The following is a 20,203-nucleotide window of genomic DNA, read 5'->3' as shown; positions in this document are numbered from 1 at the left end:
GGCGCGGCGGTCGTGGCGGATGCGGGGTCAGCGGACGGACGCGGCGGCCCGCCGGGCCGCCGCCCGTGCGATGTTGCGCGCCATCCCGCCGAAGACCACGGCGTGGAAGGGGGAGACGCCCCACCAGTAGGCGTGCCCGAGCAGCCCGTGCGGGTGGAACAGGGCCCGCTGGCGGTACCGGCTGCGGCCGCTGTCGTCGGGCTCCGCGTACATCTCCAGCCAGGCCAGTCCCGGCAGCCGCATCTCCGCCCGCAGCCGCAGCAGGTGACCGGGCTCGATCTCCTCCACCCGCCAGAAGTCCAGCGAGTCCCCCGCCCGCAGCCGCTGTGCGTCCCGCCGGCCCCGGCGCAGTCCGACCCCGCCGACCAGCCGGTCCAGCCAGCCGCGCAGGCTCCAGGCGAGTGGGAAGGAATACCAGCCGTTCTCCCCGCCCACGCCCTCGATCACCCGCCACAGCTCGTGTGCCGGGGCGTCCACGGCCGCCTCGCGGTGGTCGGTGTACAGGCTGCCGCCGGCCCAGTCGGGGTCGGTGGGCAGCGGATCGCTGGGCGCGCCGGGCACGGCGGCGGACGACCAGCGGGTGGTCACCCGCGCCTCGCGCACCCGGCGCAGGGCCAGTCGTACCGCGTCGTCGAAGCCGAGCGGATGCCCCGGCGGGCCGGGCACGTACCGGTCGATGTCGTGCTCGTGGCAGATGACCTCGTGGCGCAGCGACTCGGTCAGCGGGCGTGCGAGGGACGCGGGGACGGGCGTGACGAGGCCCACCCAGTGGCTGGAGAGGCCGGGGGTGAGGACCGGCACGGCCACGATGAGCCGCCGTGGCAGGCCCGCGACGCGGGCGTACCGCTTCATCATGTCCCGGTACGTCAGGATGTCCGGCCCGCCGATGTCGAAGGTGCGGTTGACGTCGTCCGGCAGGCCCGCGCTGCCGACCAGCAGACGCAGCACGTCCCGTACGGCGACGGGCTGGATCCGGGTGTGCACCCAACTGGGCGTGATCATCACGGGCAGCCGCTCGGTGAGGTAGCGCAGCATCTCGAAGGAGGCCGATCCCGAGCCGATGATGACGGCGGCGCGCAGCACGGCGGTCGGCACGCCCGAGGCCAGCAGGATCCGGCCGACCTCCGCCCGGGACCTCAGGTGCGGGGAGAGCCGGTCCACGGGCACCCCGGCCGGTGCGAGCCCGCCCAGGTACACGATGCGGCGCACACCGGCCGCCTTCGCCTGCTCACCGAAGAGGCGGGCGGCGCGGCGGTCGGTCTCCTCGAAGCCGCTGCCGCTGCCCAGCGCGTGCACCAGGTAGTAGGCCACGTCGACGTCCCGCATCGCCTCGGCGACCGAGGCGGCGTCGGTGACGTCACCCCTCACCACCTCCGTCGCGCCCGCCCACGGGTGGTCGCGCAGTTTGCCGGGGGAGCGGGCCAGGCAGCGCACCCGGTGCCCGGCGGCGAGCAGCTCGGGCACGAGCCGGCCGCCGATGTAGCCCGTGGCTCCCGTCACCAGACAGCGGAGTCCGCCTGCCGAGTCGTCGTGGTTCATCGCTGCCGTTCCTCCGCGTCGGTGACTCCCCGGAAGATGCCTTCCCGCCGGGCCGCGTCCGCGGATGCGTGTCCTTCCATAGGCTGATCCCGTGGTGACCGCGGACGACCGGGAACGACACGCCGCACCGCCGCAGGTCCGGCGCCGGACCTGCGGTCCTTCGCCGTGCACCTGCGCCGGATGAACGGCGGGATCGACCGGCCGGTGCACGCGTCCGCCGGCGGGCCCACCGGCCGCACGCCACCGATGTCCAGGCCCTGGCCGGCCGTGCTGGACGCGGAGCAGCCGATGACACCGGGCCGCCCGCGCGCGCATCCGGGCCTGACCTCGGGGGCGGTCACCGCCTGTCCGGAGCGGCTGGAACGCGCCGGCCACTCCGACGGGTCCGGGAGAACGCCGACCGGCGTGTGCTCCATCTGCACTACGCCGACGGCGCCCGCGCGGCGGCCCGCAGCCACTTCCGGCCGCTCGCGGAGGCGACGGAGGCGGCCCGGTGGCGGTTCGGCCCGGGTGAGCTTCCGGCGGCCCCGCGTTTCCCGACCGCGCTCGACGAGGAACCCTCCCGCATGCGCTGCCCCCCGCGACGGGCCGCGTCCGCCGGCCCGCCGGGGACGGTCCCGCATCCGCCGGCCCCTCGGCACCGGAAGCAGCGGGTGTCCGCCGTGGGGGCACGGCAACCACATGACTCGATGATCGAGACCGTCGTTCATCGAGGTGTCCGCCTCCGTTCCGACCCGGGAGAGAGATGGCCGCCCGTTCCCTCCGTACCGCCCGCCTGCTCCTCCCCTTCGCACTCCTCGCGGCCTGGCTGGCCGTCGGCGGCTTCCTGGGCCCGTTCGCCGGGCGCCTCGGCGAGGTCTCCACCAACGACCAGGCCGCCTTCCTGCCGCGCAGCGCCGAGTCCACCCGGGTCATCACCGAACAGCGGACCTTCCGGCAGCACGAGACGCTGCCCGTCATCGTCGTGTGGACCGCCGACGGGGGCGGCTCCGTACGCCGGCAGCAGGCCGCCGCCACCACCGCCCTCGTCTCGCTCACCCGAACGCCGGGCGTGGCCGGCCGGACCTCCCCGGCCGTGGCCGCCGAGGACGGCAGGGCACTGCAGGGGGTCGTACCGCTGCGGCCCGACCTCGGGGACCGGCTCCCGGCCGCGCTCGACCGGATCCACGCCGCCGCGGACCGCGTGCCGGGCACCACCGCGCAGCTGGCCGGCCCCGCCGCGACCCAGGCGGATCTGGCCGACGCCTTCGCCGGCATCGACGGCCTGCTCCTCGGCGTCGCGCTCGCCGCGGTCCTGGTCATCCTGCTGCTCGTCCACCGCAGTGTGCTGCTGCCGTTCCTGGTCATCCTGAGCGCCGTGTTCGCCCTCGGGCTGGCCTGCGCGCTCGTCTACGCCCTGGCCGACCACGGTGTGGTCCGCGTCGACGGGCAGGTGCGCGGCATCCTGTCCATCCTGGTGATCGGCGCGGCCACCGACTACGCCCTCCTCTTCAGCGCCCGCTACCGCGAGGAACTCACCCGGCACGCCGACCGGTTCACGGCCGCCACTGCGGCGCTGCACCGGTCCTGGGCGCCCATCACCGCCAGCGCGGCCACCGTCGCACTCGGTCTGCTCGCCCTCCTGTTCAGCGACCTGACGAACAACCGGGCGCTCGGACCGGTCGGCGCCCTCGGCATCGGCTGCGCCCTGCTCAGCGCCCTCACCTTCCTGCCGGCCGTGCTCCTCCTCCTGGGCCGGAGCGCCTACTGGCCCACCCGGCCCCGGGCCACCGACGGCACGGACAACGCCCGCGGACTGTGGCAGCGCGTCGCCGGCGTCGTCGACCGCTCACCGCGCACGGTGTGGGCGAGCTGCCTCGTCGCCCTGCTGGCCTGCGCCGCCTTCGCCCCCACGCTCGCCTCCAGGGGCGTTCCGCTGTCCGAGACCTTCGTCGACGACGCGCCGTCCGTCGCCGCCCAGGACACCCTCGACCGGCACTTCCCCGGCGGAGCCGGCGATCCCGCCGTGGTCATCGCCGACGCGGCGCGGCTGCCACGGGTGCTCGCCGCCGCCCGGCGCACCGAGGGCGTCGCCTCCGCCACCGGAGTGAGCGCGTCCGGCCGGCCCGGCGCCGAGCCCCCGGTCGCCGGTGGCCGCGTCCGGGTCGACGTCACCCTCCGCTCGGCCGCGGACAGCGAGGACGCCAGGGACACGATCGCCCGGCTGCGCGGCTCCGTGCGGGCCGTACCCGGCGCTCACGCCCTGGTCGGCGGCTACACCGCGCAGCGGTACGACACCCTGCGCACCGCCGAGCGCGACCGGACGCTGACCGTCCCCGTCGTGCTGGCCGTCATCCTCGTGATCCTCGCCGGACTGCTGCGTTCCCTGGTGATGCCCGTCCTTCTCGTGGCAACGGTCGCGGTCGACTTCCTGGCCACCCTCGGGGTCTCCGCCCTGGTCTTCCGCCACGTGTTCGGTTTCACCGGCACCGACCCGTCCGTGCCGCTGTACGGGTTCGTGTTCCTGGTCGCCCTCGGCGTCGACTACAACATCTTCCTCATGTCCCGGGTGCGCGAGGAGTCACTGCGCCACGGAGTGCGGCAGGGCGTCGCGCGGGGGCTGGTGTCGACGGGCGGGGTGATCACCGCGGCCGGTGTGGTGCTGGCGGCCACCTTCGCCGCCCTCGGTGTCATCCCGCTGGCGTTCCTCGCCCAGATCGCGTTCATCGTCGCCTTCGGCGTCCTGCTCGACACGCTGGTGGTGCGCTCGCTGCTGGTGCCGGCCCTGGTGCGGGACATCGGCCGTCTCGCCTGGTGGCCGGGCCGGCTGAGCCGGCGCCCCGACGCGCGGGAGGCGCCGCGGACGCCGCGGGCGGCGGACGAAGTGCGGTGACATGCCCGCGCTGATCCGGGGCAACAGAAGCGGTACAACATGTACATTCCGTTCGGGTCAGCGACGCAGGAGGTGGCCGCCGTGATGAGTGCCAAGGTGTTGGAGCGTTTCCCCGCAGGGTCTCCGCGGGGATCGTGGCCGGCGGAGGAGTACGCGGCGGCCCGGCGCGCCGAGGGCGAACCGGCCACCGTGGTGATGGACCTGAAGTCGGACGCCTTCCTCGTCGTGGTCGACGGACCGGAGGACGACGGCCGCGCCTGAGACGCGGCCGTCACTCCCCGGCCAGTTCGCCTGCCCGCCGCAAAAAAGGCGGTGTGCGGGTCATGGGCCGCCTGCGGCACCGACTCCGCGCGCCGGCGCGCGAGCACCCCTGCGCAGCGGCCGGCTCGTGATCGTGCCGGACCGCTCCAGGGGTCCCCGGCGACGCCGAAGTCCGGCAGCACGGTGGCCCCGAGCCCCTCCGCGACCATCGGCTCGCCCATCTCCGCACCGTCGGTCGAGTACGAGAACACCGCGGTACGGCCCGCCGGCAGCCGGTGCACATGGCGGTGGGACCAGCAGCGGCACGGTCGCCGCGTCGACCGTGCCGAGGCGCACCGTACGGCTGAAGCGGTGCCGCTCACCGGCCGCCGCCCGCCGCCGGTCCACCGCCTGCGCCACGCTGACTATGTGCGGCGGCAGGCTCGTCGTCGCGCCCGGCTGTTCGCACTCCAGCAGTCGACCCCGGGTTCCCGCTCCGGGTTCCGCACGTTCTCGCTCAACGCCGGCTGCGACCGGCGCGGTTCGTCGGCCGCCCGGCGCAGCGAGCCCAGCCGGGTCACGGCCGCGATGTGCTCCGGCTGTTGCGTCCGCACCGCCGCAGAATGCGCGGTCGGCATCACCCGGGACACCGCGCGGCAGGCCTGGGCGGAGACGGACCGGCTGCTCGACGGCTTCGACCCGGAGACCGTACGGGCCGTCCGGACGGGCCTCGCCCGCAGCGAGTCGCAAGGCCGGCAGCGCATGCTCGCCCCGCACGGCGGCAGCCGGGAGAGCCTGGACATCCACCCCAACCTGTGGGCCGGCATCGAGCTGGTGCGCGGCGGGGCGGGCACGCCCCTGTCGTCGAGCACGTCAAGGAGTACCGCGCCCTCGGCGCCGAGGAGTTCGCCCTCTCCGGCTACCCGCACGTGGAGGAGGCGTACTGGTTCGGCGAGGGTGTACTGCCCCGGCTCGCCGCGCGGGGCCTGTGGGGCGCACCCCGACGGCAGCCGGGCCGTCTCCGCGGCACAGGTATCCTCCGCGGGCTGAGCGCCCGCAGCCGCCGGAGCGGGCGCTCGCCAAAACTTTCGGAGACCGCTACGGAGACATTTTCCGCGCTCGCAGCGCGCGGTGCCGATCCGGGGCCCGGTCGCTCGTGTAGGAGGTGACACAGAGCCCGACACGGGCCTGACGCCTAGGAGGACGTCATGAAGCACTACCTGCTCAGCGTGGTCCAGCCGGCCGGCGGAACCCCGCCCGATCCTGAAGCGCTCGCGGGGATCATGTGGGACGTCGAGGCGTTCAACGACGAACTGCGCGCCGCGGGCGCCTGGGTCTTCGCGGGCGGTCTGCACGGCCCGGAGACCGCGACCGTGCTCCGCCCGCAGGACGGTGACGTGCTCGTCACCGACGGCCCCTACGCCGAGGGGGAGGAGTACCTCGGCGGACTGTGCCTCATCCGGGCCGCCGACCTGGACGAGGCCCTGGAGTGGGGCCGCAGGGCCGCCCTCGCGACCACCCTGCCCATCGAGGTACGGGCCTTCGTGGACCAGCGCTGACGGCTGACGGCAAAGCGGTACCGGTGGCGGCCCGGACCGCCTGCTCCCGGCGGCAACCCGGTCGTCCCACGGGTCGCCGCGCTCGCCCGGACGCCCGTCCGGCGCGCGGTGGCGACGACGTTCGGCCTGGAGACGGTGTGGACGCCGCCACCGCGGCGCGTCCCCGGCCCGGGGCCGGCGGGTCGCCGAGCCGGCCGGGTGCGGTCCCGAGCCGGCCGGTGCGGAGGAACGCCGGAGAACGGACCGTACGACGGTGTGACCCTCGTCATGGCCGGGCGGGAGCGGAATGAACTTCACCTCATGAAAGGTTGGCCTTTACATCTGAACCGTATCCGCACCGGGGAGACCCGGTCCCGGGCCGCACCGGCCCGTGCACCCACCGCAGCGAGGCACCCGTGAACCAGTCCCTGCCCGAGCAGCCCGCCGACATCGTGGCCCGACTGCGCGCCACCTTCGGGACCGGCCGCACCAAGTCGGTCGAGTGGCGCACCGGCCAGCTGCGCCGGCTGCGCGCGATGCTCACGGAACGCGGTGCCGATCTCGCCGCCGCCCTCCACGCCGACCTCGGCAAGAGCACCACCGAGGCCTACCGCACCGAGATCGACTTCACGGTCCGCGAGATCGACCACACCCTGGACCACCTCGAGGAGTGGCTGCGCCCGGAGCCCGCGCCCGTCCCCGCGCACCTCGGCGCCGACGCCACCGCGTGGACGCAGTACGACCCCCTCGGCGTCGTCCTCGTCATCGCTCCCTGGAACTATCCGGCGCAGTTGCTGCTGGCCCCCGTGGTCGGCGCCCTGGCCTCGGGCAACGCGGTCGTCGCCAAGCCGAGCGAGGTGGCGCCGGCCACCTCGGCCGCGTTGGCCGAGCTGATCCCGGCCTACCTGGACACCGACGCGGTCGCCGTCGTCGAGGGTGGCGTCCCGGAGACCACGGCCCTGCTGGCGGAGCGCTTCGACCACATCTTCTACACGGGCAACGGCGCCGTCGGCCGCGTCGTCCTGCGGGCCGCCGCCGAGCACCTCACCCCGGTCACCCTCGAACTCGGCGGCAAGTCACCGGCGTTCGTGGACCGCGGCACCGACCTGGACGTGGTCGCGGACCGCCTCGCCCGCGGCAAGTTCCTCAACGCGGGCCAGACCTGCGTCGCCCCCGACTACGTCCTGACCGACCCGGAGACGGCCGCCGCGCTGGAGGCCGCGCTGGTCCGCGCGGTCGAGGCGCTGTTCGGCGCCGATCCGGCACTCTCGCCGGAGTACGGCCGGATCATCAACGAGCGGCACTTCGACCGGCTCGCCGCCCTGCTCGGTTCGGGCCGTGTCGCGGTAGGCGGCACCCATGACCGGGCGGCCAAGTACATAGCGCCCACCGTCCTCGCGGACGTCGACCCGAAGGCGCCCGTCATGCAGGAGGAAATCTTCGGCCCGATCCTTCCCCTCGTCACCGTTGCCGGTCTCGACGAGGCCATCGGCTTCATCAACGACCGCGACAAGCCGCTCGCCCTGTACGTCTTCAGCGAGTCCGACGCGACCCGCCGGCGCATCGCCGCCGAGACCTCCTCCGGCGGTCTCGGACACGGCCTTCCCCTGGCCCACCTCACCGTCTCCGATCTGCCGTTCGGCGGCGTCGGGGAGAGCGGCATGGGCAGCTACCACGGCCGCTACTCCCTCGAGACGTTCAGCCACCGCAAGGCGGTCCTCGCCAAGCCGCTGAACTGAACGCGCCCCTAGGCCCTCTCGTTCGGATCATGCCGGGCTCGCGGGTCCTGGCACCGCGCCTCGCCGCGTTGTCGTCGGTTGCCATGGCTCCGCCATGGCGCCCTCCTCCGCCTTGCGATGCACGGCACCAGGACCCGCTCCCTGATTCGGCCTGATCCGAACGAAAGACCCTAGGGGCACGGGTGTGCCAAACTCCGCCGGTGATCACCGATACAGCCGCCGCGGACACCTCCGGCACCTTCACCCTCGGCGACCTGCCCGTCCACCGCATCGGCCTCGGCGCCATGCGGCTGACGGGCAGCGCCCCCTTCCATCTCGGCACCCCCAGCGACCGCGCGCGCTCGACGGCCGTGCTGCGCAGGGCCGTCGAACTCGGCGTGAACCACATCGACACCGCCGCCTTCTACTTCTCCGCCCTGCGCTCCGCCAACGAACTCATCAACACGGCCCTCGCCCCCTATGCGGACGACCTGGTCATCGCCACCAAGGTGGGCCCCGTCCGCGACCAGCGGGGCGCGTGGGGCGCCTCGGCCCGGCCCGACGAGCTGCGCGGCCACGTCGAGGAGAACCTGCGCCAGCTCGGCCGCGACCACCTCGACCTCGTCTATCTCCGCCGCACGCAACAGGAGTCCATCGCCGAGCACTTCGGCGCCCTCGCCGAACTGCGCGAGGCCGGCCTGATCCGCCACCTCGGGATCTCCGCCGTCGGACCCCGGCACCTGGCCGAGGCACTGGAGATCGCGCCGGTGGCAGCCGTGCAGAACCGGTACTGCCTCGACGCCCCCGGTCCCGAGGGCGACGCGCTCCTGCGGCTCTGCGGTGAGCGGGGCATCGCCTTCGTCCCCTTCTACGCCGTCGCCGGCCAGGGCGGCGAGCGCGGTGCCGCCGCGGCCCGCCAGGACGAGGAGCTGCTCGCCGTGGCCCGGGCACACGGAGCGAGCCCCGCCCAGGTCCGTATCGCCTGGACCCTGCACCAGGGCCCGCACGTCCTCGCCGTCCCCGGCACCGGCGACCCCGGCCACCTCGAGGAGAACGTCACCGCGGGCGCCCTCCGGCTGACCGACGAGGAAGTGGCCCGGCTCGACGCCCTGCGCGCGCCGGGCCACTGAGGGCCGGCACCGGCGCCGGTACCGGCCCGCTCGGCGCGAGCCCGCACGGTGCGGGCCCGCGCCGACAAGCGGCCCCACGCCTGCCGTGACGCGCGTAGAACAGAGACTGGCGTCGGCCGCGTTTTACGTATAACCTCACCCGCTAACCACCCCCACCGGAAGGTCACGATGCGCCGCCTCGCCCTGGTCACCCTCGTCGTCGACGACTACGACGAGGCCGTCCGCTTCTACACCGAGGCCCTGGGCTTCCGTCTCGCCGAGGACGCCCCGCGCCCCGACGGCTCCCGCTGGGTCGTCGTGGAACCCGGCGGTGACGGCCCCGGCACCGGACTGCTCCTGGCCCGCGCCGAGGACGGCGAGCAGCGCGCCCGGGTCGGCGACCAGACCGGCGGACGCGTCGGCTTCTTCCTGCACACCGACGACTTCGCCCGCGACCACGCCCGGATGACCGCCGCGGGCGTGACCTTCCTGGAGGAGCCGCGCCACGAGCCGTACGGCACGGTCGCGGTCTTCCGGGACCTGTACGGCAACCGCTGGGACCTGCTCCAGCCCGTGGCCTGACCGTCCCCACCCGCCGGGACCTGCCCCGTGCCGCCGCCCGACCGTTCCGCACCCCCTGTCGAACCACCTGCCGAGGAAAGCCCTGCCATGACCGCGTCCCCTGTCGACACCGAGACCCTCCGCCGGCTGCCCAAGGCCGTCCTGCACGACCACCTCGACGGCGGCCTGCGCCCCGCCACCGTCGTCGAACTCGCGGCGGCGGTCGGCCACACCCTGCCCACCACCGACCCCGACGAGCTGGCCGCCTGGTACTTCGACGCCGCCAACTCCGGCGACCTGGTCCGCTACATAGCCACCTTCGAGCACACGCTCGCCGTCATGCAGACCCGCGAGGGCCTGCTGCGCACCGCCGAGGAGTACGTCCTCGACCTGGCCGCCGACGGTGTGGTCTACGCCGAGGTGCGCTACGCGCCCGAGCTGAACGTCAACGGCGGTCTGACGCTGCCCGAGGTCGTGGAGGCGGTGCAGGAGGGCCTGGCCGCCGGCATGGCCAAGGCCGCCGAGGCCGGCACCCCGGTCCGCGTCGGCACCCTGCTGTGCGGCATGCGGATGTTCGATCGGGTCCGCGAGGCCGCCGACCTGGCCGTCGCCTACCGTGACGCCGGTGTCGTCGGCTTCGACATCGCCGGCGCCGAGGACGGCTTCCCGCCCGCCGACCACCTCGCCGCCTTCGAGCACCTGCGCCGCGAGAGCGTGCCCTTCACCATCCACGCCGGCGAGGCGCACGGCCTGCCCAGCATCCACCAGGCCCTGCAGGTGTGCGGCGCCCAGCGCATCGGCCACGGTGTGCGCCTCACCGAGGACATCGTGGACGGCAAGCTCGGCCGCCTCGCCTCCTGGGTCCGCGACCGCCGGATCGCCCTGGAGATGTGTCCCACCTCCAACCTCCAGACCGGCTGCGCCACCTCGATCGCCGAGCACCCGATCACCGTCCTGAAGGACCTGGGCTTCCGGGTCACCCTGAACACCGACAACCGTCTGGTGTCGGGTACCACGATGACCCGCGAGATGGCCCTGCTGGTCGAGCACGCGGGCTGGACCGTCGAGGACCTGCGCACGGTCACGGTGAACGCCCTCAAGAGCGCGTTCCTCCCGTACGACGAGCGCAAGGCCCTCGTCGAGGACGTGGTCCTGCCGGGTTACGCGGCCGCGCTCTGAAGCAGCCCCCTGAGGTAGGCGGCCTGTCCGACGTGCTGGAGATCGTCGGACAGGACGCTGACCAGGCGGACCCCCAGCGTGACCGGGGGGTCCCAGCGCTCGTCCACGACCCGCTCCAGGTCCCTGGCGGCCAGGGAGCGCAGGGCGTCGAGGGTCTGCCCGTGGACGGCGTCGTAGTACCCGGTGAGCAGCCCGGCCGACTCGACCCGCACCTTCGCGACCTGGGCGCGGCTGTGCCCGTAGCCGGTGTCGTGCCGGGGCAGACCGAGGCCGAACCGCTTCTCCCAGTCCTGGGAGAGCCACACCTGGTCGAGGCCGAAGGCGTCGGCGACGTGGTCGTCCTGCACCCGGGTCAGGTGCCAGACGAGCCATGCGACGGTGTTGGCGTCCGGGGCCGGCCGGTGGTGCAGGTCGTCCGGTCCGAGACCGTCGAGGACGGCATGGACCTCTTCCTGGATGCGGCCGTAGCCGTCGATGAGGATGTCCTTGGCATGCATACCGTCCACCCTCGCAAATCACCGCCGCCCGCGCGTGCCGGTTCCCGCTTCCGTGGCTGCCCGGTCAGAGTGCTCGGCCCGCCCGGAGCCCGTCCCGGGGCACAGCCACGTCGCCTGTCTCGAGGAGGGTGACCAGGGCGCGGGCGGCGGGACTGGTGGCTCCCTCCGGCGGCAGCAGCGCGACGGTCTCGTACCGCGAGTCGCCCACGCCCTTCAGCGGGAGCGCGGCGAGCGCCGGCCGCTTGTGCCGGAAGTGCCGGGGGACGACGGCGACCCCGAGGTTCTCGTCCACCAGGTCCAGCAGGCCGTGTACGTCGTTGACCTCCAGCGCGACCGTGCGCCGGACCCCGGCCGCGGCGAGCGCGGTGTCGGTGGTGCGGCGCGGCCCCCAGTCGGGGTGGAAGTCGACGAAGACCTCCCCGGCGAGGTCGTCGGGGCCCAGCACGGTCCCGGCCGAGGCGAGCCGGTGGCCGCGATGGCACAGCACGGTCATCGGCTCGCTGGTCAGGGACACCGAACGCAGCTGGTCGGTGTCGGCCTGGGTGCGGTAGGCGAAGGCCAGATCGAGCCGCCCGGCCGCCACCTCCTCCGCCAGCGCTCCCGAGCCGGCCTGCCGCAGCCGGATCTCCACGTCGGGGTGCCGGCCCCGGAAGGCGGCGAGCAGCCCGGCCACGTGCACCCCGGCGATGCACTGCTCGGTGCCGAGCGCCAGTGTGCCGCGCAGCACGCCCTGCACCGCCGCCACCGCCTCGTGCGCGGAGCGCACCTGCGCCAGGATCCGCTCGGCCTCCACCAGCAGCGCGCGCCCGGCCTCCGTCAGGGTCACCCGGCGGGTGGTGCGCACGAACAGCGGCGCCCGCAGCTCACGCTCCAGCGCCCTGATCGACGCCGACAGACCCGACTGGGACACCATCAGACGTTCGGCGGCCCGGGTGAAGTGCTGGTCCTCGGCGACCGCGACGAAGTGCTGGAGGTGGCGCAGTTCCATGATTGAGCAGCCTAACCGCTGAATCCCATCGGATTCTTCTGTTGGACCGCTGCCCGGGTCCCGGGGAAGAGTGGGAGGCAGATCGCCAACCCCTCTGGAGTCGCTTTGTACACCGCACACCCCGACCGTTACGCCGACATGCCCTACCGGCGCACCGGACGCAGCGGACTGAAGCTTCCCGCGCTGTCGCTCGGCCTGTGGCACAACTTCGGGCCCGACCGTCCCGTCGAGACCCAGCGCGCCATCCTGCGCCGCGCCTTCGACCTCGGCGTCACCCACTTCGACCTGGCCAACAACTACGGACCGCCGCCCGGTGCCGCCGAGTCCGCGCTCGGCGAGGCCCTCCGGGCGGACTTCGCGCCGTACCGCGACGAGCTGGTGATCTCCACCAAGGCCGGCTACCTGATGTGGCCCGGCCCGTACGGCGAGTGGGGCTCGCGCAAGTACCTGCTGTCCTCCCTGGACCAGAGCCTGACGCGCCTGGGCCTGGACCACGTCGACATCTTCTACTCGCACCGCCCCGACCCGGACACTCCGCTCGAGGAGACGATGGGCGCCCTGCACACGGCCGTGCAGCAGGGCAAGGCGCTCTACGTCGGCATCTCCAACTACTCCGCCGAGCAGACCCGCGAGGCCGCCCGCATCCTGGCCGGCCTCGGCACCCCGCTCCTCATCCACCAGCCGCGCTACTCGATGCTCGACCGGCGCCCCGAGGACGAGGGCCTGCTCGACGCCCTGGACGAGATCCAGGCCGGCTCCATCGCGTACTCCCCGCTGGAGCAGGGCCTGCTCACCGGCCGTTACCTCGACGGGATCCCCGAGGACTCCCGGGCCGCGAGCGACAGCCCCTTCCTGAACTCCGACGCGGTCACCGAGGACCTCGTCGCCCGGCTGCGCGCGCTGGACGGGGTCGCCACCTCCCGCGGGCAGACCCTGGCCCAGCTGGCCCTGGCCTGGGTGCTGCGCGGCGGCCGGGTCACCTCCGCACTCGTCGGGGCGAGCAGCACGCGGCAGCTCGAGGACAGCGTCGGCGCCATCCGGAACCTGGACTTCGACGCGGAGGAACTGGCGCGGATCGACGCGATCGTCCAGAAGTGACGCGGGGCCGGGAAGAGCCGGGACGACGGCCGAGCCGCTCACGCGGACGCGCCGCCGCTCGTCACCGCGGCGGTCCGCGCCGGTCCTCCGCCTGACGCCCCCGCCTGCGGTCCGCCTTCCCTGCGACCCGCCGTACGCGGCCCGCACCCGCCCCGCACCGGCCCGCCGGTGCGGGGCGTTGCCGTGCTCCCGTGCCGTCAGACGGCCGCCGGCACCCGGTCCAGGAATCCCAGTACCTGCCGGATGCGGCCCTCGTCGTCCAGGGTGACCACGTCGAACCCGGCCACCGGCGCCGAGCCGTCGGCCTCGCTCACCAGCTCCCAGCCGAAACGCGCGGTGTCGTGGTGGCCGTCGACCGCTCCCAGCGGGCGGAACACGAAACCGGGGAACTGTGCGTGGGCCGCCACGATCACGGCCGCGATCCGGTCGTGCCCGCGGACTTCGGCGAGCGGGTCGGTGTAGCCGCCGTCCACGGCCCACGCGGCGGCGACGGCCTTCTCGACGGCCTCCTGCCCGGTGGCGTTCCAGGCCTCGAAGTAGCGGGCGGCGGCGTTCTCGTAACGATCGGTGTGCGCGGCCATGGCGAAGCATCCTCCATCGAGGTCGTCTGTGCTGGTCGGATCCCGGATCCGGGGTTCGCCGGTCCGGTGTGACCACCATGCCGCGGGACCGGGGGAGGGGTCGATTACCTCCGGGGTCATACCCCCGCCGCCGTACAGCCCGGCTCATTCCGGCCAGAACGGGCGGTGAATATGCCAACAGACTGGCCGGAAAGGCATGGTGACAGTGTTTTGGCAGTGGCGATACTCGAACGTCAGGGGGCACTTCACCGCACAGGGAGCCGCACGGGGGGCGAGAGGCCGGACCGGCAGTCAGCGAGGCGACCGGGGAGTGAGACGTGCACGACGAGTTCCTGTGCCATGTCACGGCGTACGGCGTATGCGACGGCCGGCGCATCGGCGTACCGCTCGGCACCTATCGGGCGCCGACGCTGGCGCTGGCGCTGTGGTGGCTGCGGGACCGGGCGTCCTGGATCGCCGAGCGGCTCGACCCGAGCCCGCAGGACCCCGCCTTCCCCGCGGGCGCGTTGGTGCCGGTCGCGGTCACGGTGGCCGACGTCCCGGCCCTGCTGCGCTCCTGGTGCGCCGACGACGCCCGGCAGGAGCGGGCCGCCGACGAACTGGCGGACGGCCGGCTGCTCAGGATCGCCGCGAGTGACGACACCACGGAGTACGAGCTGCTCGCCGAGTCCGTCGACGCCCTGCGGATGCAGCGCACCGGCCCGGGACTCGTCCTGCCCGTCGCCTGACACGTGTCCGCGGGAACCCGGGCCCACCGCATCGGGGGGCACACAGGTGGGCGAATCGGTAGAATCGGGTCATGGCGGAGCGGCCGGTCGGACTGACGGCGCCCGACATCGTCCTGGAGACCGACACCGGCTCCACGGTGATGAGCCCGGGCCACGACTACCACGTCGGACGCGACCCGTTGAGTGACATCGTCCTCGACGATGCCCGGGTCTCATGGCACCACGCCGTCCTGCGGGCCGACGACGGCCACTGGATCCTGGCCGACGAGCACAGCACCAACGGCACCTACGCCGACGGCCGCCGGATCCAGGAGTGCGGGATCCGGCCCGGCGACGAGATCCGCTTCGGCAACCCTGCCGACGGCCCCCGGGCCCACCTGGTCCGCCCCCCACAACCCCACCCGGACCGCCCCTCCGCGGTCTCCCTGCCCGAGCTGACCGGCACCTTCCGCCGGCCCGCCAGCGTCCGTCCCCTGCCCGAGCGCGCCATCCGCATCGGCCGGTCGCCCGACAACGACCAGATCGTGCAGGACCTGATCGTCTCCCGCCGGCACGCCGAACTGCGCGCCCTCGCGGACGGCACGTACGAGATCGCCGACCTCGGCAGCCACAACGGCACCTACCTCAACGGCCGGCGCGTCACCCGCGCCCCCGTCCTTCCCGGCGACATCATCGGCATCGGCCACTCCGCGTTCTCCCTGGTCGGCGGCGAACTCCAGGAGTACGTCGACACCGGCGAGGTCTCCCTCGACGTGCAGGACCTCACCGTCACCGTCGACCGCGGCCGCAAGGTCCTGCTGGACAACGTGTCCTTCCCGGTGGGGGAGAAGTGCCTGCTCGCCGTCGTCGGACCGAGCGGGGCCGGCAAGTCCACGCTGCTGGGCGCACTGACCGGGCAGCGCCCCGCCGACCGCGGCACCGTGCTGTACGACGGCCGCGACCTGTACCGCGACTACGCGGAACTGCGCCAGCGCATCGGCCTGGTCCCGCAGGACGACATCCTGCACCCCCAGCTCACCGTCCGCGCCGCCCTCGGATACGCCGCCGAGCTGCGCTTCCCCGAGGACACCGCCCGGAGCGAGCGGCACGCCCGGGTGGACGAGGTCATGCGGGAACTGGGCCTGGAACAGCGCGCCGACCAGCCCGTGCACAGCCTCTCCGGCGGCCAGCGCAAACGCGTCAGTGTGGCCCTGGAGCTGCTCACCAAGCCGTCCCTGCTCTTCCTGGACGAACCGACCTCCGGCCTGGACCCCGGCATGGACCGCTCGGTGATGCGCATGCTGCGCGACCTCGCCGACGACGGCCGTACGGTCATCGTGGTCACGCACAGCGTCCTCAGCCTCGACATCTGCGACCGGCTCCTCGTCCTGGCCCCGGGCGGCCGGGTGGCCTACTACGGGCCGCCCGACGAGACCCTCGCCTTCTTCGGCACCGACCAGTGGCCGGAGGCCTTCGAGGCGTTCGACCGCGACCCCGACCGGGACTGGGCCAGGGAGTACCGCGAGTCCCCGCTCCATCGCCGCTACACGAGCGAGGCCACCGCCCAGCCCCACCACCCCGGACCGGCCCCCCTCACCCCGTCGCCGCCGCCCCGCCCGCGCAGCCGGAGCGCCCAGCTCGGCACCCTCATCCGCCGGTACACGGCCGTCCTGAGCGCCGACCGCACCTTCCTGTTCGTCATGATCGCCCTGCCGTTCGTGATGGGCGCCATGGCCCGCGCCCTGGGCCAGGGCGACCTCACCCGGGACACGGCCACCAACGTCCTGCTCATCCTGTGCGTCGGCGCCGTGCTCACCGGCGCCGCCAACGCGGTGCGCGAACTGGTCAAGGAACGCGTCGTCTACCGGCGGGAACGCGCCGTCGGCCTGTCCAGATCCGCCTACCTGATGTCCAAGGTGGTGGTGCTCGGCACGGTCACGGTCGCCCAGGCCGTCGTGCTCACCCTGGTCGCCCTGCTCGGCGTCGGCCTGAACGCCCCCGGCGACAGCGGCGTCCTGCTGCCGCCGCTCGCCGAGATCATCCTGGCCGTCGCCCTGCTGGCCTTCACGGCGATGATGCTCGGCCTGGTGGTCTCCGCGCTGGTACCCAAGGAGGAGGTGACGATGCCGCTGCTGGTGCTGCTCGCCATCGTCCAGGTCGTCTTCTGCGGCGCCATGCTCCACCTGAACGGCACGCCCGGCCTCGGACAGCTGTCCTGGCTCGTCCCCTCCCGCTGGGCGTTCGGCGCCATGGCCGGCACCCTCGGCATCGCCCGGATCATGCCCGCTCAGCAGGCCGCCGACCCGTTGTTCCGGCACGCGGCGGCCTTCTGGCTGCTCGACCTGGGCATGCTGCTGGTGCTGTCCGCGCTCTGCGGGTTCGCGGTCGCAAGGCTGCTGCGCCGGCAGGAGCCGGCCGTGACGCGGAAGTAGGCGAACCCGATGACCTCGCCCGGATTCCGGCCCACGCACGTCGTCCCGCCACGTGGCCTGCCCGCCTGGGAGGCCCCGGACCCGGCCCGGCCCACCATGCCGCTGGACCCGCTCCTGCCGGTGCAGCTCGTGGAGCGGCGCGGCGACTGGGGGTACATCCGCTGCGCCAACGGCTGGGGCGCCTGGGTCGACGGCCGCCGGCTGGTCGCCGTACCCGAGGACCCGCCCGCGGCCGGCGGGCCCGACGGCACCGCCGATCCGCGGCCCCTGCTGGCGCGCGCCGAACAGGCGCTGGGCGACTACCGGGCCGCCGTGGAGGCACTGGCGGCGGGCGGCCTGGACGGCGAGGCCTTCGGCGCCCGCACCGAGGGCCTGCGGATCGGGATCGTCATCGACGGGGAGTCCATGTGGCTGTACGACCCGCGGGAGGGGCGGTGGGTGTACAGCGAGGGACGGCTGCTGAACACCTACGCCACCGACCGGGCGGTCACCGGCACGGACGACACCGGCCACGCGCCGACCCGGCTGGTCGCGCCCGAAGGTGAGCGTTGATGGCGCACCAGAGCAGCCTGTTCTCCGGCCGCCCCTCGGAACTGATCGGCCGCAGGGTGGCGGGCTACCTGATCGAGAGCGAGATCGGCCGCGGCGGCATGGCCGTCGTCTACCGCGCCCGCGACCTGCGCCTGGACCGCACGGTCGCCCTCAAGCTGCTCGCCCCGGAACTTGCCCGCAACGACACCTTCCGCAAGCGGTTCACCCACGAGTCCCAGGTGGCCGCCGCGATCGACCATCCGCACATCGTGCCGGTCTTCGAGGCGGGCGAGACCGACGGGGTGCTCTACATCGCCATGCGCTACGTCCCCGGCAGCGACCTGCGCCATCTCCTCGACGAGCAAGGACCGCTGTCCCTGCCGGACGCCGTACGGATCACCGCGCAGGTCGCCTCCGCGCTCGACGCCGCCCACGGCCACGGTCTGGTCCACCGTGACGTCAAACCCGGCAACATCCTGGTCGCCCAGGGCACCGACAGCGACCACCCCGAGCACGTGTACCTCACCGACTTCGGACTGACCAAGAAGTCGCTGTCCCTGACCGGCTTCACCAGCGTCGGTCAGTTCGTCGGCACCCTCGACTACGTGTCTCCCGAGCAGATCTCCGGACGCCCCGTCGACGGCCGCTGCGACGTCTACGGCCTCGCCTGCGTCGTCTACGAGATCATCACCGGTCGTCCGCCCTTCCAGCGCGAGGATGACATGGCCCTGCTGTGGGCCCACCAGTACGACGAGCCGCCCCCACCGAGCGAGGCCCGCCCCGGCACCCCCCCGGCCGTCGACCCCGTCTTCGCCCGAGCCCTGGCCAAGAGCCCGGACGCCCGCTACGAAACCTGCCTCGACTTCGTCGCCGCTCTACGCACGACCATGACCCGAGGGCCCGCACGTACCGGGCCCGCACGTACCGGGCCCGTACGCACCGGGCCCGTGCCCCCCAGGCCCGCGCCCCCGGGTTCCGTGAGCTCCGAACGCCCGGAATCCGGACCTTCGGCATCCGGGCCCGCGATCCCCGAACGCGCGCCCCGCGGACCCGTGACCGCCGGGCCGGTGATCGGCCGTGGGGGCACCGAGCCCGGCCGCGCGCCGCCCGCCGAAGCCCTGCGCCCCCCGCGCTGGGCCGAGCCGGTGTTCCGGGACTAGAGCGTGTCTCTTCGACGGGTTGGTCAGTTGATCGGGGGCCCTTCCACGCGGCCTCCGCGGTGGACCGGACGGGCCAGCAGGCCGCCCAGGAAGCCGGCCAGCAGACCCCACAGTGCGCCCAGGCCCACCGCCTGCCACAGCCGGGGCCTGAGGAACAGTTCTCCCGACAGGCCGCCGCCCAGGTCGCCGATGCCGAGCAGGGAGAGCCCGAAGTGTGCCGACACACGGCAGGTCAGGCAGATCATCAGAACCGTGAGGGCCAGCGCGACGGCCAGGTGCACGGCGTGCTGCCAGAGCCGGACGCGGGCCGGTGAGCGCACGGCCGTCCGGAAGGCCACGGCCAGCAGCAGGACGGCGACGGCGACCACCAGCCACCACATCCGGCCGTCGTAGTCGGTGAGTGAGCGCATGTTCAGCGCGGAGGTGTGCGGGGCGCGCATGATCCTGTCCAGGACGTGCGGCATCGGCAGGAGGAACGGACCGTCCACGTGGCCGTCCCAGGTCGCGCCGAGCCCCAGGGTCAGGCCCAGCCAGGACACGTTGGGCAGACCGAGCAGGATCAGCGCGAAGGTCGCGGGGGCGTGCCCACGCGTGGCCGCCGCGACCAGTGCGGTGCCGAGCCCCAGAGCGACGCAGGCGAGGAGCAGGACCACCATCGCGTGCGCCGCCGGACGCACCGACTCCTGGAAGCGCAGCAGCCGCCCCGGCAGCGGAGCCCCGCGTGCGACCAGCAGGGCCAGCAGCAGCACACCGACGAGCCACAGCAGACCGAACAGCACGGTGAGCGGCACGTCGGTGGTGAACCCGACCCTCGGCGAGGCGTCGAGCAGACCGGCCGGGTCACCGAGGGCGCCGCCGACCTCGTCCACCGCGAAGGTCTGACGGGCGGCGAAGGCCAGGCCGGTCAGCGCCGCCAGCCACAGGACCGCGATCCGGGCCGCCCAGCCCGCCAGCTCCCCGGCCGAGGCCACGGCCCGGTGCCGGAGGGGGCGCAGGAAGCCGTCGCCGATCACCAGGGCACCGGCGAGCGCCACCGACAGCGGAAGCACGGTGACACCCTTCGGCGACCCGTCGAACACTCCGGCGTCGCCGGAGGCCCGCACGCTGCCGCCGACCGCCGTCACCAGGGTCGCGGCCACCACCCGCGGGAACGCGCCGGCCGGCAGGCCCGCGGCGCCGGCCGCCCACAGCCCCAGCGCCGCCGGCAGGACCATGACGGCCAGCCCGGTCAGTACCGCGGCCACGGCCTGCGCCCAGCCGTGGCGGGCGGCGGGCCGTGCGAGGACGGTCGGAGGGCTCACCCTTGCCACGCTAAGCAGTCGCCGGGCTCCCCGCTCCCCGGGCGGGCCGTCGGCGTCGGCTTGCGGGCCGTACCGTACTGCGGCACACAATGGAACAAAGTGCATCCGAATGCACCACACCGGGTTGTGGCGGGTTCATCTCAGCAAAGCCG

Annotated in this window: 17 protein-coding genes and 3 pseudogenes; 14 read left to right on the top strand and 6 right to left on the bottom strand. The window is 73.9% G+C overall.

The window, feature by feature from the left end; genetic code table 11:
• Nucleotides 1-27: 27 nt before the first annotated feature.
• Nucleotides 28-1,539: an SDR family oxidoreductase gene (locus ACF1BE_RS18695; protein ID WP_392200130.1), complete on the bottom strand. Its 1,512-nt coding sequence runs from the start codon at nt 1,537-1,539 to the stop codon at nt 28-30.
• 150 nt (nt 1,540-1,689) lie between these two features.
• On the opposite strand from ACF1BE_RS18695, the pseudogene ACF1BE_RS18690 reads away from it, so the two are divergent.
• The 3 genes and pseudogenes from ACF1BE_RS18690 to ACF1BE_RS18680 all read left to right on the top strand — a co-directional run.
• A pseudogene (locus tag ACF1BE_RS18690) lies at nt 1,690-2,123 on the top strand (MarR family transcriptional regulator); the annotation flags it as partial.
• Nucleotides 2,124-2,284: 161 nt separating this feature from the next.
• Nucleotides 2,285-4,411: an MMPL family transporter gene (locus ACF1BE_RS18685; protein ID WP_392200129.1), complete on the top strand. Its 2,127-nt coding sequence runs from the start codon at nt 2,285-2,287 to the stop codon at nt 4,409-4,411.
• Between the two features lie 84 nt (nt 4,412-4,495).
• The gene (locus tag ACF1BE_RS18680; protein WP_392200128.1) at nt 4,496-4,672 is read left to right on the top strand and encodes a hypothetical protein; all 177 of its coding nucleotides are present in this window, start codon (nt 4,496-4,498) and stop codon (nt 4,670-4,672) included.
• An 8-nt stretch (nt 4,673-4,680) separates the two neighbouring features.
• Here the strand turns inward: ACF1BE_RS18680 and ACF1BE_RS18675 are convergent.
• Nucleotides 4,681-5,265, bottom strand: a pseudogene (locus ACF1BE_RS18675) (hypothetical protein); the annotation flags it as partial.
• Between the two features lie 22 nt (nt 5,266-5,287).
• On the opposite strand from ACF1BE_RS18675, the pseudogene ACF1BE_RS18670 reads away from it, so the two are divergent.
• The 6 genes and pseudogenes from ACF1BE_RS18670 to ACF1BE_RS18645 all read left to right on the top strand — a co-directional run.
• Nucleotides 5,288-5,701, top strand: a pseudogene (locus ACF1BE_RS18670) (alkanesulfonate monooxygenase); the annotation flags it as partial.
• 158 nt (nt 5,702-5,859) lie between these two features.
• Complete coding sequence (locus tag ACF1BE_RS18665; RefSeq protein WP_392200127.1) at nt 5,860-6,210, top strand: YciI family protein; 351 nt, start codon at nt 5,860-5,862, stop codon at nt 6,208-6,210.
• Nucleotides 6,211-6,518: 308 nt separating this feature from the next.
• On the top strand, nt 6,519-7,928 hold the full coding sequence (locus ACF1BE_RS18660) for an aldehyde dehydrogenase family protein (protein WP_392200126.1): 1,410 nt from the start codon (nt 6,519-6,521) through the stop codon (nt 7,926-7,928).
• Between the two features lie 182 nt (nt 7,929-8,110).
• Nucleotides 8,111-9,037, top strand: a complete 927-nt coding sequence (locus tag ACF1BE_RS18655; protein ID WP_392200125.1) for an aldo/keto reductase — start codon at nt 8,111-8,113, stop codon at nt 9,035-9,037.
• A gap of 168 nt (nt 9,038-9,205) precedes the next feature.
• A complete protein-coding gene (locus ACF1BE_RS18650) occupies nt 9,206-9,598 on the top strand; it encodes a VOC family protein (protein WP_392200124.1) in 393 nt (130 codons plus the stop codon).
• Nucleotides 9,599-9,685: 87 nt separating this feature from the next.
• Nucleotides 9,686-10,756, top strand: coding sequence for an adenosine deaminase (locus ACF1BE_RS18645; RefSeq protein ID WP_392200123.1), 1,071 nt, complete (start codon nt 9,686-9,688; stop codon nt 10,754-10,756).
• On the opposite strand, the gene ACF1BE_RS18640 is transcribed toward ACF1BE_RS18645, so the two are convergent.
• Both ACF1BE_RS18640 and ACF1BE_RS18635 read right to left on the bottom strand, forming a co-directional pair.
• A complete protein-coding gene (locus tag ACF1BE_RS18640) occupies nt 10,738-11,253 on the bottom strand; it encodes a DUF664 domain-containing protein (RefSeq protein ID WP_392200122.1) in 516 nt (171 codons plus the stop codon). The two genes, ACF1BE_RS18645 and ACF1BE_RS18640, sit on opposite strands and share 19 nt — an antisense overlap.
• A gap of 64 nt (nt 11,254-11,317) precedes the next feature.
• The gene (locus ACF1BE_RS18635) at nt 11,318-12,241 is read right to left on the bottom strand and encodes a LysR substrate-binding domain-containing protein (protein WP_392200121.1); all 924 of its coding nucleotides are present in this window, start codon (nt 12,239-12,241) and stop codon (nt 11,318-11,320) included.
• 105 nt (nt 12,242-12,346) lie between these two features.
• On the opposite strand from ACF1BE_RS18635, the gene mgrA reads away from it, so the two are divergent.
• Nucleotides 12,347-13,339: an L-glyceraldehyde 3-phosphate reductase gene (mgrA, locus tag ACF1BE_RS18630; RefSeq protein ID WP_392200120.1), complete on the top strand. Its 993-nt coding sequence runs from the start codon at nt 12,347-12,349 to the stop codon at nt 13,337-13,339.
• Nucleotides 13,340-13,536: 197 nt separating this feature from the next.
• Here the strand turns inward: mgrA and ACF1BE_RS18625 are convergent, their stop codons facing one another.
• Nucleotides 13,537-13,920: a nuclear transport factor 2 family protein gene (locus tag ACF1BE_RS18625; RefSeq protein ID WP_392200119.1), complete on the bottom strand. Its 384-nt coding sequence runs from the start codon at nt 13,918-13,920 to the stop codon at nt 13,537-13,539.
• Nucleotides 13,921-14,237: 317 nt separating this feature from the next.
• Between ACF1BE_RS18625 and ACF1BE_RS18620 the strand changes: the two genes are divergently transcribed.
• From ACF1BE_RS18620 to ACF1BE_RS18605, 4 genes are all read left to right on the top strand, one after another.
• Nucleotides 14,238-14,648: a hypothetical protein gene (locus ACF1BE_RS18620; protein WP_392200118.1), complete on the top strand. Its 411-nt coding sequence runs from the start codon at nt 14,238-14,240 to the stop codon at nt 14,646-14,648.
• A gap of 71 nt (nt 14,649-14,719) precedes the next feature.
• A complete protein-coding gene (locus tag ACF1BE_RS18615; RefSeq protein ID WP_392200117.1) occupies nt 14,720-17,059 on the top strand; it encodes an FHA domain-containing protein in 2,340 nt (779 codons plus the stop codon).
• A gap of 9 nt (nt 17,060-17,068) precedes the next feature.
• Nucleotides 17,069-17,611, top strand: a complete 543-nt coding sequence (locus tag ACF1BE_RS18610; protein ID WP_392200116.1) for a hypothetical protein — start codon at nt 17,069-17,071, stop codon at nt 17,609-17,611.
• Complete coding sequence (locus tag ACF1BE_RS18605) at nt 17,611-18,750, top strand: protein kinase (protein ID WP_392200115.1); 1,140 nt, start codon at nt 17,611-17,613, stop codon at nt 18,748-18,750. The genes ACF1BE_RS18610 and ACF1BE_RS18605 overlap by 1 nt, the downstream gene beginning before the upstream one ends.
• 23 nt (nt 18,751-18,773) lie before the next feature.
• On the opposite strand, the gene ACF1BE_RS18600 is transcribed toward ACF1BE_RS18605, so the two are convergent.
• On the bottom strand, nt 18,774-20,060 hold the full coding sequence (locus ACF1BE_RS18600; protein ID WP_392200114.1) for a streptophobe family protein: 1,287 nt from the start codon (nt 20,058-20,060) through the stop codon (nt 18,774-18,776).
• Nucleotides 20,061-20,203: the final 143 nt, after the last annotated feature.

Source organism: Streptomyces sp. NPDC014991 (assembly GCF_043080665.1).
Classification (GTDB): domain Bacteria; phylum Actinomycetota; class Actinomycetes; order Streptomycetales; family Streptomycetaceae; genus Streptomyces.
Note: the sequence above shows the minus strand (reverse complement) of the source record. Positions and strands in the feature narration are given on the sequence as shown.